At 69.5% G+C, this 12,177-nt stretch carries 11 protein-coding genes; 5 read left to right on the top strand and 6 right to left on the bottom strand.

The features are described 5' to 3' along the window. Window positions 1-172: 172 nt before the first annotated feature. Window positions 173-1,321, bottom strand: a complete 1,149-nt coding sequence (locus AB0I03_RS13130) for an aminotransferase class I/II-fold pyridoxal phosphate-dependent enzyme (RefSeq protein ID WP_360411189.1) — start codon at window positions 1,319-1,321, stop codon at window positions 173-175. 79 nt (window positions 1,322-1,400) lie between these two features. Beyond that, on the bottom strand, window positions 1,401-3,455 hold the full coding sequence (locus tag AB0I03_RS13125) for a cytochrome c oxidase assembly protein (protein ID WP_360411186.1): 2,055 nt from the start codon (window positions 3,453-3,455) through the stop codon (window positions 1,401-1,403). Window positions 3,456-3,656: 201 nt separating this feature from the next. Here AB0I03_RS13125 and AB0I03_RS13120 point away from each other — a divergent pair, with 201 nt between their 5' ends. Next, entirely contained in the window at window positions 3,657-4,814 is a 1,158-nt protein-coding gene (locus AB0I03_RS13120; protein WP_360411183.1) for a DUF5925 domain-containing protein, read from the top strand. Window positions 4,815-5,108: 294 nt separating this feature from the next. Here the strand turns inward: AB0I03_RS13120 and AB0I03_RS13115 are convergent, their stop codons facing one another. Continuing rightward, complete coding sequence (locus AB0I03_RS13115) at window positions 5,109-5,498, bottom strand: carboxymuconolactone decarboxylase family protein (protein WP_360411180.1); 390 nt, start codon at window positions 5,496-5,498, stop codon at window positions 5,109-5,111. 239 nt (window positions 5,499-5,737) lie between these two features. On the opposite strand from AB0I03_RS13115, the gene AB0I03_RS13110 reads away from it, so the two are divergent. Both AB0I03_RS13110 and AB0I03_RS13105 read left to right on the top strand, forming a co-directional pair. Next, the gene (locus tag AB0I03_RS13110) at window positions 5,738-7,084 is read left to right on the top strand and encodes a choice-of-anchor A family protein (protein WP_360411177.1); all 1,347 of its coding nucleotides are present in this window, start codon (window positions 5,738-5,740) and stop codon (window positions 7,082-7,084) included. Between the two features lie 335 nt (window positions 7,085-7,419). Beyond that, window positions 7,420-8,085, top strand: a complete 666-nt coding sequence (locus tag AB0I03_RS13105; protein WP_360411174.1) for a YoaK family protein — start codon at window positions 7,420-7,422, stop codon at window positions 8,083-8,085. 184 nt (window positions 8,086-8,269) lie between these two features. On the opposite strand, the gene AB0I03_RS13100 is transcribed toward AB0I03_RS13105, so the two are convergent. Further along, a complete protein-coding gene (locus AB0I03_RS13100) occupies window positions 8,270-9,271 on the bottom strand; it encodes a TIGR01777 family oxidoreductase (RefSeq protein WP_360411170.1) in 1,002 nt (333 codons plus the stop codon). Between the two features lie 182 nt (window positions 9,272-9,453). On the opposite strand from AB0I03_RS13100, the gene AB0I03_RS13095 reads away from it, so the two are divergent. After that, a complete protein-coding gene (locus tag AB0I03_RS13095) occupies window positions 9,454-10,323 on the top strand; it encodes a transglycosylase SLT domain-containing protein (RefSeq protein WP_360411167.1) in 870 nt (289 codons plus the stop codon). 156 nt (window positions 10,324-10,479) lie between these two features. Then, window positions 10,480-11,142 carry a pentapeptide repeat-containing protein gene (locus tag AB0I03_RS13090; protein WP_360411164.1) on the top strand — a complete coding sequence of 221 codons (663 nt, stop codon included), beginning with the start codon at window positions 10,480-10,482 and terminating at the stop codon, window positions 11,140-11,142. Window positions 11,143-11,161: 19 nt separating this feature from the next. Here AB0I03_RS13090 and AB0I03_RS13085 read toward each other — a convergent pair whose 3' ends face one another. Continuing rightward, the gene (locus tag AB0I03_RS13085; RefSeq protein ID WP_360411161.1) at window positions 11,162-11,488 is read right to left on the bottom strand and encodes a hypothetical protein; all 327 of its coding nucleotides are present in this window, start codon (window positions 11,486-11,488) and stop codon (window positions 11,162-11,164) included. Window positions 11,489-11,621: 133 nt separating this feature from the next. After that, window positions 11,622-11,930: a hypothetical protein gene (locus tag AB0I03_RS13080; protein WP_360411158.1), complete on the bottom strand. Its 309-nt coding sequence runs from the start codon at window positions 11,928-11,930 to the stop codon at window positions 11,622-11,624. Window positions 11,931-12,177: the final 247 nt, after the last annotated feature.

Genomic DNA, 12,177 nt, shown 5'->3' with positions numbered 1-12,177 from the left:
TAGCCAGGTCGGGCTGGCCTGACGCTCGTCCGGCCCGCGCGGCGGGCCTGCCGCGCTTCGGCTCGTTCCCGTCGCCGCGTTGCGCTTCAGCTCGTCCTCGAAGCCTCGTCGATCCTCCGCTCACTTCCGAGGTCCCGTCGCACCTCCTCTCTCCTCCGAATTGCCGTACCTCCTATTCCCCAAGCGCCCTCCCGAAATCTTCGATGAGATCCTCGGCCGCCTCGATGCCGGTCGAGAACCGGATGAGGTCATCGGGGATGCCCACCGCCGCCCGCTCTTCGGCGGTCAGCTTCGCGTGGCTGCTGATCGCCGGACGCGTCACCAGCGACTCGACCCCGCCCAGACTTGCCGCCGAGTACGGGATCTGCAGCGCCTTCAGCAGCCGCTCGGCCGCCTCCAGGCCCCCGACCGGCCGGAACGCCAGCATCGAACCGAACCCGGAGAACAGCTCCGAGGCCCGCGCGTGGTCGGGGTGCGACTCCAGACCCGGGTAGTGCACCTCGGCGATCGCACTGTGCCCCTCCAGGAACCGCGCCAGCGCGAACGCGTTCTCGCCCTGGGCCTTGACCCGGACCGCGAGGGTCTTGATGCCGCGCGAGAGGAGGAACGCGGCGTGCGGGTCGATGCTGCCGCCGAACAGCGTCAGGTGGTGGCGCACCTGCTCGATCCGCTCGGTCGAGCCGGTCACGACGCCGGCGACGAGGTCCGAGTGCCCATTGAGGGCCTTGGTCGCCGAGTGGCACACCAGGTCGTAGCCGATGGTGTGCGGCCGGAACAGCATCGGGGTGGGGAAGGTGTTGTCGATGATCGAGGTCAGGCCGTGCTCGCGCGCGAACGCGGCGAGCCCGGTGAGGTCGCCGACCCTGATGAGCGGGTTGGTGATCGACTCGACGTAGACCGCTTTCGTCTCGGCAGTGAGCGCGGCGGCCCAGGCCGCAGGGTCGGCGGCGTCCACGAAGTCGACGCCCCAGCCGGACCGGCGGGACTCCTCGGCGAGGAGCGCGTGGGTGCCGCCGTAGATGTTCCCGGCGACGATGATGCGGTCGCCGGCGGCGAGAATGCTGCGGAGCGCGGTGCTGATCGCGGCCATGCCCGAGGCGGTGGCGACGGCGGCCTCGGCTCCTTCGAGGGCCGCGAGCTTCTCCTGCAGATAGTTCTGCGTTGGCGTGTTGGAGTAGCGCAGGTAGTCGACGCCGGCGCCGGGTTCGATCTCGTAGACCGTGCCCTGGTAGATGGGGAAGACGACGGAGCGGCCATGTGCGGGCCGGGGTTCGGCGGCGTGGACGGCGAGTGTCTCGAAGCGAACGTTGTCTGTGGTCATGCAGCCACATTACGTTCGGGCGGATCGGGGCCGCATCTGTCTAATGACCGGTTCGTACCCTGTAGAAAGTCACGTCGCTTCAGCGGCGCTCCTGGTCGAGGCCGTCCAGGTAGGCGTTGTACACCTCGTGCGGGTCGTCCTCGGGGCGGCCCGAGGCGGCGGCGCGCTCGGCGATGCGGTCGATGCGGCGGCCTTCGCGCTCTTCCGATCGCGTCCACTGCGCGATGAGCACGACGATGATGATGAGGCTCGGGATCTCCCCGAACGCCCACGCGATGCCGCCCCCGGCGCGCTGGTCGGCGAGGAGGTCGCCCACCCACGGGATGGCGATCTGGGTGTACCAGTCGACGGCGATCAGGTTGGTGCCCATCATGAGTGTGAGCCCGAAGATCGCGTGGAAGACGATCGACACGAAGTACAGCAGCACCTTCGCCGGGTAGGAGAGCGGGCGCGGCTTCGGGTCCGGGCCGATGATGACCCAGAAGAACAGGCTCCCGGCGGCGAGGAAGTGCATGGTGATGAACAGGTGCCCGAAGTGCTCGCGCATCCCCCACTCGAACATGCCGGTGAAGTACATGAGGTACAGGCTCGTCAGGTAGACGAACAGGGCCACGAGCGGGCGCGACACGAACCGCGACCAGCGGCTGTGGATCGCCGCGAGCAGCCATTCGCGCGGCCCGCCGGCGCGGTCGGGCTTGAGTGCCCGCAGCGCGAGCGTCACCGGAGCGGCCAGGACGAGCAGGATCGGCGCGAGCATGTTCAACGCCATGTGCTGCACCATGTGCGCGCTGAACAGCACCATCCCGTACTTGCTCAACCCGGAGGAGGTGGTGAAGACGATGACCGCCCACCCGGCGATCCACAGCGCCGTGCGGTACCAGGGCCAGGAGTCGCCGCGGCGGCGCAGGCGCACGACGCCCGCGACGTATCCACCCACGAGTGCCAGTGCGGCCGTGCAGAACAGCACGGACGGGTACCAGTCGAGGACGATCGACTCGAACGAGAGCGGGCCGGGCGTGGGGAAGCCGAGCAGGGCCGTGTTCGGGTCCGGCAGCTCCTCCGACGGCGGCGGCGTCACCGACAGGGACGAGGCCAGGCCGAACGCGGCCGCCATGAGCCCCAGCTCGACCGCGGCGAGGCGTGTGAACACGCTCCGGTCGCCCGCTGCGATGCGCGGCAGGGTGGCGCGCCGGTGCGCCCAGCCGAAGACACCGCCGATCGCGAGGACCACGAGCTTCGCGAGCGCGATGCGCCCGTACGAGGACGTCCACAGGTCCGTGAGGTTCACGTTGGCGCAGAACACGATCAGGCCCGAGAAGCCGACCGCCGCGTAGGCGAACACGGCGGCGGCGGAGTACCGGCGGGCGGCGGCGAGAGGGTCGCGGCGGGCGATGAACAGCGCGAACAGGCCGCCCGCCCAGAACGCGGCGGCGATGACGTGGATGAGGAGGCCGTCGACGGCGATCTGGTGGTTCCCGTTCGACGCCGAGTGCCCGGTGAACACCGGCGGGAGCGCCGCCGCGACCGCGAGCGCGGCCGCCAGCACCGCGCCGGGGATCGTGAACGCCCGCGCCGCGACCACGGCCGCGGCGATCGCGAGCAGCGCCGTCAGGCCGAGCGCCTGCCCCTGCTCGTACTGGCCCACATACGACCACAGGCCGAGGGCGGTGACCCCGCCGAGCGGCCGGGCGAACGAGTTCGCGAAGTCGACCGGCAGGCTCACCAGCGCCACGGCCGCCCAGATGCCGGAGGCGACGGCGCCGACGCGCAGCCACCGCCAGGACTGGCCGGTGAGCCGGGCGCGGTCGCCCTTTCGTCCGGGCAGGAAGCACGCGGCCGCGATCATGCAGCCGACCGCGGCGAGCATTGCCAGGTCGTACCCGTACTTGAGGAGGCCCGCGGCCCACGTGACGGTGGGGTCGGCGGTCGACAGGCCGGGCAGGTCCGCGACGTCCACGGCACCGCCGAGGTCGAGTGCGATCACGGCGACGGCGAGCCCCGCGAGCACTGCCGCGGCGACGGCCAGCGCGCGCAGTCCGCGCCGGTGCCGCGCCTGCTGCCCGCCTCGGGACCCCGCGCCGCCGCCAGGTATGGTAGCGGCGGTGTTTTGGCTGGTCTCGGTCGATGCGGTCACGTAACCCAGCATGGCTGATTGTTCCAGCTCACGCCCCACCGGGTGGGGTCCAGTTATCTCGTGCAACTCCACGGCGCGCCCAGCCGTGTCGGGGTTGCAAGGCACAGTCATAAGGCACGGTCACGGAGTGCGGCATGCGATGCCGTGCGATGGCAGTCACGGCGGCGGAGGCGTCGCCGTAGTTTTCTATGGTGGATCGCGATGGGAATCATCGAAAGACGCGGTGAGATCATGAACCTGCTTCAGGGGAGCGGTGGCGTGCTCGGCAACATGCACTTCACGCTCGACGGCTCGGACGATCCGTCGAACGTGCTGAACCTCATGGCTCTGGACGCGTACGTATCCGGGGAGCAGCCGCATGCGGTGGTGCGGGCGCTCGACATGGTCGCCGACGACGTGGACCTCATTCCTGAGGGCGGTTCACTCGTACGGTCGATTTCCGGGGCTTCTTTTCTGCAACTGGTGACCGGTGAGGGCTGGACGCTGCGGACGCAGCGGTGGCGCGACGGTTCGGGCCAGGCGGTCGTGACGGCGGTGACGCGCGAGCGCGCCGAGGAGATCGCCGCCTACCTGACCGACCGGACCGGTTCGGTCGAGGAGGTCGGCGAGGACAAGGTCGACATGGGCTTCTGGTACCGGTCGGCGCGGGGACCGTTCCGGTCCACGCGCTCGATCAGCGCACCGCGGTGGCCGGAGATCGAGCGGAACTACTCCTCGAACGCCGGCTCGGCGCTGGGGAAGCTGATGGCGACGCAGGCTTCGGACGTGGCGGGGCGGCTGGTGCTGTTCCACGGCCCGCCGGGGACCGGCAAGACGACGGCGCTGCGGGCTCTGGCGCGCGAGTGGGCGCCGTGGTGCCAGGTGGACACGGTGCTGGACCCGGAGGCGTTCTTCGCGGACCCGTCCTACCTGATGGAGGTCATCATCGGGTCGGAGATGGACCTGGTGCTGGACGCGGACCTGAATCCGGACGAGCCGCGGCGCGGGCACTGGCGGCTCATGGTCCTGGAGGACTGCGACGAGCTCATCCGCGGCGAGGCGAAAGAGGCGTCGGGGCAGTCGCTGGCGCGGCTGCTGAACCTGACGGACGGCCTGCTCGGTCAGGGCCGCGAGATCATGGTCGCGATCACCACGAACGAGCGGCTCGACCGGCTGCACCCGGCCGTGGTGCGTCCGGGGCGGTGCCTGGCGCAGATCGAGGTCGGGGCGCTCTCGGCGCTGGAGTCGAGCGATTGGCTCGGCGGCGACCCGGTGCGCGAGCCGATGACCCTCGCCGAGCTGTACGCGCGGCGCGGCGGCACTGACCCGACGCGGACGGAGCCTCCGATCCCGCAGCAGCACATCGGGCAGTATCTCTAGTACATTTTGGGGCGCTAGCCTTCAAATCGGACACCCTGGAAACCCCAAATTCAATACTCCCAGCGGGGTACGACAGCCGAGGGGCGCATCGCGATCGCGATGCGCCCCTCGGCTATATGCGAATACTTCTCAAAGATTCATCTTCGTCGGGTCGACTCGATGGGCGAGTTCAATGCATCAGCGGCATCGCAGGATCAGCTCGACGGGCCCCGACACGGAAGGCTCGGCCTGATGGGATTCAGCCCGCGTCGCAGCCCGCCGAGTCCCGACACCACGCGCTCGGCCAGTCGGGAATCAGCTCGCGGCATCGCGGGCGGCGAAGACCTCCCTGGCGGCCTCGACAGCGTTGATCGCGGCGGGGAAGCCGGCGTACACGGCGATCTGGATGAGCGCCTCGATCACCTCGACCCTCGTGCAGCCGGCGTTGAGGGCGCCGTTGATGTGGAAGCGCAGCTGCGGGGCGGCGTTGCCCAGCGCCGCGAGGGCTCCGATCGTGACGAGCTCGCGGTCGCGCAGGTCGAGTTCGGGACGGGTGAGGACGTCGCCGTACGCGAACTCGGCGATGAACCGGCCGAGATCGGGGGCGATGTCGGCCAGCGAGGTGACGACCGTGGGTTCGGCTTCGCCCGAGAGATGCTGCAGGGTCTTGAGTCCGCGCTCGTGGCGTCCGTAGGAATGCTCCATGGGGTCCTCCTTGGTCATGTGAGGGACGGATTCGGTTGCCCCACAACGCCAATCCTCCAGGAAGCAGGGTGCGGTCGCAAGGTTCAGGCGCTGCACCGCAGCCCGGGCGGCCGAACCGGGACCATTGCCCGTGGCCCTCGATCCGCGCGTTTCACCCCACTTGATCCATATTTGACTTGATACGCTCAGGCGCGAATCCCCCCTGCACAGTCGACCGTCGTCCTATCCAGGGGAGCACCATGCCGTTCACACCGCCGAAGCCCATGCACCGAGTCCGAACGCGTCGCATGGCGGTGCTCGGCACCGCCGCAGGCGTCGTCGCGGTCGCGGCGCTCGCCACAGTGGCCACGGTCCCCAATGCACAGGCGGCGTCGGCCGGCATCGATCCCCTCGCGAGCGCGCTCGGGTTCAACGCGTTCGTCGAGAACGAGACGGTCCTCGCCTCGACCGAATCCGAAGGCGGCGTCGCGACGGGCGGAAACCTCGTCATCTCAGGCCCCTACAACGTCAACATCCACGACGCGAGCACGTTCACCGCGCCTGGCGACTCCACGCCGAGCGCCCTGGTCGTGGGCGGCCGGATCGACTTCACCAAGGACCCGGCGACCTCGGTCGTGCAGGTCCACGACTACGTGAAGATCGGCGACCTGAGCGGCGCCGAGGTGATGAACACCGACGCCAACAACGCCTCGGTGAACACCCATGTGGTCGCCGCCGGCGCGGGCTACGACTCGACGCCCAGAATCGAGCTGAACCTGCAGCAGCCGCTCGCCTCGGTGGGCCCGACCTCCCCCATCGACTTCGGCGCCGCGTTCACCGAGCTCCGGGCGAACGCGGCCGACCTGTACGCGTGCGAAGCGCACGAAGTCGTGATGAAGGACGACCAGGGCGTCACCGTGCCGAAAGGCCAGGTGCAGCAGAACCAGCAGGTCCGCATCACGCTGGAGGAGGGCGTCACCAACATCCTCCGCGTCACGGGCGGGGACCTCAACGCCATGGCGGACATCGTCTTCGAGAACATGCCGAACGCCGACACACCGCTCCTGATCAACGTCGACACCTCCGGCACCGGCGGCGAACTGGACTGGCGAGTCGCCTCCCAGGCCGGCATCAGCGGTCAGCAGGCGCCGTACATGCTGTGGAACTTCAACGAGACCACGCGACTGCGCATCAGCGCGGGCGACACGGTCGAGGGCTCGATCCTCGCCCCTGACGCCGACTACTCCGACATCAGCCCCGCGAACGTCGAAGGCCAGATCATCGCCAAGAACGCGAGCCTCGGCGAGGACGGTGAAAACGGCGGCGAGATCCACCACTTCCCATTCAATGCGGAACTGACCTGCGACAGCGATGTGAATCCCACCCCCGACGGCAGCACCGACGCCCCGACCACCGGCGACGTAACCACGGCACCTACCGGCGGCACCGATACCGGCAGCGATGGCGCGGGCGGTTCCGGGAACGGAAGCAGCGGCCTGGCCACAACCGGCGGCGACATGCGGGCGTTCATGATCACCGCTGCTGTCCTGGTCGCGGGTGGTGCGGTGGCGCTGATCGCCGCGGCGCGAAAGCGAGCGGGCGAGTAAGTGCACCCGACCGGAGCCGCGACCTGCAGACGAAGCCGCAAGGCGGGCGTCCGGGCGCCGAACCGGTGATCCCGTTCAGCCTGCCCGAGTCGCGCACTCGCGTGTCTCGATCGCCTCCGGCAAGGGCGGCGTCGCTCGCTGCGGGCGATCGCGGGGGCCTCGTGGGCGTGCGCGTCGACGGCCGCTTCCTCACGGGCCTGCTCTTGCGCATCGGCTCTCCGGAGCGTGCGGCGGGTCGATCGTGGCCGCGCCTGTGCCGGCGTTAGCCTGGGGCGCATGTGCCGCCGTTTCGCTTCGTCCTTCTCCGCACGGCCGCAGCGAAACGGCGGCAGTCGATGAAACCGGCGACTCCCACGTACGCGCACACCTGGACCGCGCTGGTCCTCACCGCGATCGCCGGTGCCGTCGACGGCGCCGGATTCCTCAGCCTGAGCCAGCAGTTCGTCGCGAACCAGACCGGCAACGCGGTACTGCTCGCCGTCGCCGTGTCCGGCGAACTGACCGGACGCGAGGACGGACTCTCGCCAGTCGGCCCACTGTGGTCCCTTGCGGGGTTCTCGCTGGGCGCGGTGCTCGCCTCGCTCGCGACGCGCCGCCACGTCCTCACCAGCTTCGGCGTGCCGCTGCTCCTGGTGGTCGAGGTCGTGATGCTCGCGCTGGCGGGACTCAGCCAGGGCTTCTCGCTCGCGATTGCGCTGGCGGCGTTCGCGATGGGCGTGCAGAGCGTTCACGCGGCCCGGATCGGGCTCGCGGGCGTCACGACCACGGTCCTGACCGGCACGCTCATCGCGTTGTCCGTCAACCTCTCCGGCGGGCGCAGTGGGCTTCGGACTGCCCGCCTGCAGGCCGGGGTGTGGGCGGTGTACCTCGTGGCGGCCGGGCTCGGCTCGGTGCTGGCGAACGCGGTGTCCTTCGGGGCGGTGTGCGGGATCGCTGCGGCGGTAGCCGCCGCGATGGCAGTGGCGGCGTTCGCCGAAGCACACCGGGGACGCTCCGCCTGAGGCGTCCTGGATGCGATCGGCGGTGAGTCGGCACGTCCCCGCGCGCAACAAGCCACCTGTCGCGCCCGAGTCGCGATCGTAGGCGCGGGACGACTGGCCTGCGCGCACCGCTCCATTCCCGGGCCGCAGACCTCCCGCCGCTCAGCCGCCGCCAGCGGGATCCGGCGCATTCGGTTGCTGCGGCTCAGCTGCCGGTCAATGCCCTGACCGCCTTGAGTCCGGGTCTGCGCATCAACGGCCACTTCCGATCAGCGGCCGTGCGCCGCGCGAGGTCGTCCGCTGCGGCTTCCCAAGCGGGATAGGTGAACTCGAACCCGGCGTCCTCGAGGCGACCGGGGATGACGCGGCGGCTCTTGAGCAGCAGCTCGGTGTCGCTGCGGAGCGCGAACGCGCCGATCTCGGCCATCCACTTCGCCGCCGGGACGCCGAAGTGCCCGCCCCAGGCGCGCCGGAGAGTCCGCATGAGGTCCTTCTGCCGCAAGGGATGCGGTGCGGCGAGATTGACAGGTCCGGCGAGGTCGTCGCGATCGATGAGGAACTGCACGGCCCGCGTGAAGTCCGCTTCGTGGATCCACGACACGAACTGGCGTCCGCCCCCGACGGCCCCGCCGAGGCCGAGCAGGGTCATGCGGGAGAGCATGTCGAAGACCGAGCCGCGGTCGGTGCTCATCACCATCGCCGAGCGCATCGCGACCTTGCGGGTGCGGGGCGTCTCTGCCTCGTCGAGGGTGCGTTCCCAGGCCTGGGCGATCTCGATGCTCTTGGCCCAGTAAGCGGGCACATCGGGTTCGCCGCCGCCGATGACGCCGGTGGCCTCGTCGTTCGCGCGGTCGAAGGTGTGGGCGTAGATGGTGGCGGTGCTCATCTGGAGCCACACGGCAGGGGGCTGGTCGGCGGCGGCGATGGCCTCGCCGACGACGCGGGTCGAGTCGACGCGGGAGTCCATCATCGCGGCGAGGTTCTCGCGGGTGTAGCGGCAGCTGACGCTGCGTCCGGCGAGGTTGATCACGATGTCGGCGCCGTCGACGGCCTCGACCCAGGGGCCGAGGGTGCGGCCGTCCCAGTGGACGTGGTGCGGGCGGGAAGGACTGCGGGTGAGGACGATGAGGCGGTGGCCTGCGGCGAGGAGTCCGCGTTCAAGGACGGCACCGACACTGCCGGTCCCGCCGGGAATGACGATCTTCATGGGGTTCCTCCTTCCCCGCCAAGCCTACCCGCCTAGTTGAACACGTTCAAATACATTCTTGGAGACTGACGCGAGACACGCCGCACACCAGCGCGGATCCTGACGTCTGCAGCTTCCCACACCGGCCCCGCACTCGGTACGCTGTCCACAGTGAACTTCACGTTCGGTAAAGGACCCCCTCCATGACCGATATCCCCTTCGAGCACGAACCCGACGACGAGGACCGCGCGCCCGTCACCTGGATCGTGCTGTTCCTCCTGCTCTTCGCGACGGTCGCGATCGTCGTGTACCTCATCCTCCCCTCTGGCGGCGACGGGACCTCGGCGGCCGCCACGACTCCGGCCGCGACCGAGACCGCGAGCGCCACCGAACGACCGAGCAGCACGCCGAGCCCCGAACCCCTCAGCGAGCCGGCGCCGAGCCTCCTCGAGACGACCAGCGCGGCCGAGACCACGAGCGCGGCGTTCCCGACCGTGCCGCCCTCGGAGCACCCGCCTTGCACCACCTACCTCGGCGGCGGCCCCGCTCCGGTCTCTGAAGTCGAAGCGGCCCTTGAAGAAGCCGCCGAAACCCAGGTGTGGACGAACTCGAGCGTCGACGTCCCTCACGACCTCATCAAGGCCGTGGCCTGGATGGAGAGCGGCTGGCAGTCCGACATCGTCGCGTGCGACGGTGGGACGGGCCTCATGCAGATCCAGCCCGAGACCGAGGCGTTCATCAACGAGCGGTTCGAACTCGACCTCGACCGGACCGGGGTCGAGGAGAACGCGATGCTCGGCAGCGCGCAGCTCCAGTGGCTCGCGAAGTACTTCGCGGTCAACTACTTCGACGGCTCCGACCCGGGCAGCTACTCGCTGCAGGACGACTGCGGCCGGGACGAGGACGTGCCCGACCATCTCGAGCGGTGCCTGCTCAACGCCGTGATCTCGGCATACCAGGCGGGTTTCGGCACGGTCGAGACCGTGCTCGACGCCGGCGGCGGCCCGGACTACACGAACCCGCAGTACATCGAGACCGTCAGGGCGCTGCTCGAACTGCGCCCCTGGGCTTGAGCCGACGACCGGGTGCCGTCCAGGCCCGATGCGCTCAGTCGTGCCGCAACCCGCAAAGAGTTAGAGTGACTAGGGCCACTCGTTGCTCGGCGGCGTGCGTGAAATTGTCGGCGCGCTCGCGTAGCCTGCCGGGGTCACGATGACCTTGGAGGCTCGGTGAAGTTCAGGAAGATCGACGACAAGCTTTCGATGCGCAGGCCGCTCTGGGAAACCGAGCGGTTGCGGTCGTTCGACGAGGAGCCCGAACCGGACTTCGAACTCAGCGAGTGCCTCTTCGACGGCCTGCAGTGGACCGGCGGACACGGCGACGGCAGCCTGGACCAGTCGCTGCTGCGCAGCGTCGACTTCTCGGGGACGGTGCTGTCGCCCTTCGAGATCGTGGACGTGACCGTCGAACGCTCGATGCTGGCCAACGCCCGCTGGGAGCGGGCGACCGCGCGGCGGCTGGAGATCACCGACAGCCAGCTGGTGGGCTGGCAGGCGCAGTTCGCGCTGGCCCAGGACGTCTATATCGCCGACTGCCGGGCCGACTTCGCCGGCATCTCGATCGGCACCGCCAAGGGCCCGGTGGTCTTCGAGCGGTGCCGTTTCATGAACGCGACGTTCCTCGGCGACCTCTCCAGGACCGTGTTCATCGACTGCGCCTTCCCGGGCGCGGACTTCTCACGCGTCTCGAACGCCAAGGGCTGCGACCTGCGGCGTGCGGAGCTGTCGGGTATCAACGGCCTCATGAGCCTGCGCGGAGCGCTCATCACCGCGGACCAAGCGGTCGAGATCGCGGGCGAGCTGGCGACCGCCGCGGGCTTCAAGCTGGCCTGAGCCGTCTAGCGGGGGTTCCTTATCTCACCTCCTCGAAGGTTCCGGTGTGCACCTCGCCGACCCTGCTGCCGCCGGCGTCGAGCGATCGGAACGCGGTGATCCTCTTGGTCTTGAAATCCATCACGTGGGCCACGGTCGCCCCGGAGAGCTCGTTCCAGCCGATCAGGTACATCCGCGGCGCGACCTCGGCGACGTACAGCTGCACCTCCTCCGAAGCGCCTTCCACCGCGCCGTCGATCTGCTCGTACACCAGCTTGTTGCCTTCCGCCGCAAAGGTGTTGTGGAAGAGCACCCCGTTGTCCAAGCGGATGTCGAAGGCCTTCCCCGCGAACGCGAAATCGGTCATGACCGTCTCCTTCCTCGACTGCGCCCATGGTCCGCATCGGCACGGACCGTGTTGGCCGCCTTCCAACCTAGGAGATCAACGACCGCGACACCGGCGTTTCGCCGAGCCTGGCATGGTCGAAACCGGTCTTCGGCTAGGCGTTCGACACGCCTCCTTCCGACTCGATGGCGATGCGGGCCGCTTCCACTCGGGCGCGGAAGTCCTCGTCCTCGGTCTCGGCCAGCGCTTCGAGCGTGGTCTGCCGCCGCCGCAGTGATCGCTCCAGCCAGGCCTGCCACTCCGGCGTCTTCTCAACGGCCGCCACGGTCGCGGGCCGCCAGACCGGCATGGGGGCGCCGGTGGACGCGAACCTCGGATTCGGTTTCAGGCCTTCAGGTTGGGGCAGGAAGTCGCGGACTGCGGAGTCGGTCCAGCCTCGCGAGCGCAGGATCGGCTTGGTCACCCAGATCGTGCCGTCGCGTTGGCGTACGAACTGCGGTCTGGGCGGTGCGGGCGGTCCTTGCCACTCGAGCGGCAGCGGCTCGCCTCTCGGCGGGTCGTCAGGTGGAGCCGCCTCGGGGGCGGTTTCGACCGCGTCCTCGGAGGGCGTGGCGATCGGAGGTGGCCGAGTGTCGACCGCAAGGGCGGTATCGGCTGCGGCTTCGATCGGCGTTGCGGGCGGCGATGACCGAGGGTCGGCCTCGGGTGCC

Source organism: Glycomyces sp. NPDC021274, assembly GCF_040641195.1.
GTDB lineage: Bacteria > Actinomycetota > Actinomycetes > Mycobacteriales > Micromonosporaceae > Glycomyces.
Note: the sequence above shows the minus strand (reverse complement) of the source record. Positions and strands in the feature narration are given on the sequence as shown.

Coding starts and splice junctions, on each gene's coding strand:
- AB0I03_RS13115 (WP_360411180.1), bottom strand. CDS start 5,498: ATGGAGCATTCCTACGGACGCCACGAGCGCGGACTCAAGACCCTGCAG.
- AB0I03_RS13130 (WP_360411189.1), bottom strand. CDS start 1,321: ATGACCACAGACAACGTTCGCTTCGAGACACTCGCCGTCCACGCCGCC.
- AB0I03_RS13120 (WP_360411183.1), top strand. CDS start 3,657: ATGGGAATCATCGAAAGACGCGGTGAGATCATGAACCTGCTTCAGGGG.
- AB0I03_RS13085 (WP_360411161.1), bottom strand. CDS start 11,488: ATGACCGATTTCGCGTTCGCGGGGAAGGCCTTCGACATCCGCTTGGAC.
- AB0I03_RS13100 (WP_360411170.1), bottom strand. CDS start 9,271: ATGAAGATCGTCATTCCCGGCGGGACCGGCAGTGTCGGTGCCGTCCTT.
- AB0I03_RS13105 (WP_360411174.1), top strand. CDS start 7,420: ATGAAACCGGCGACTCCCACGTACGCGCACACCTGGACCGCGCTGGTC.
- AB0I03_RS13110 (WP_360411177.1), top strand. CDS start 5,738: ATGCCGTTCACACCGCCGAAGCCCATGCACCGAGTCCGAACGCGTCGC.
- AB0I03_RS13095 (WP_360411167.1), top strand. CDS start 9,454: ATGACCGATATCCCCTTCGAGCACGAACCCGACGACGAGGACCGCGCG.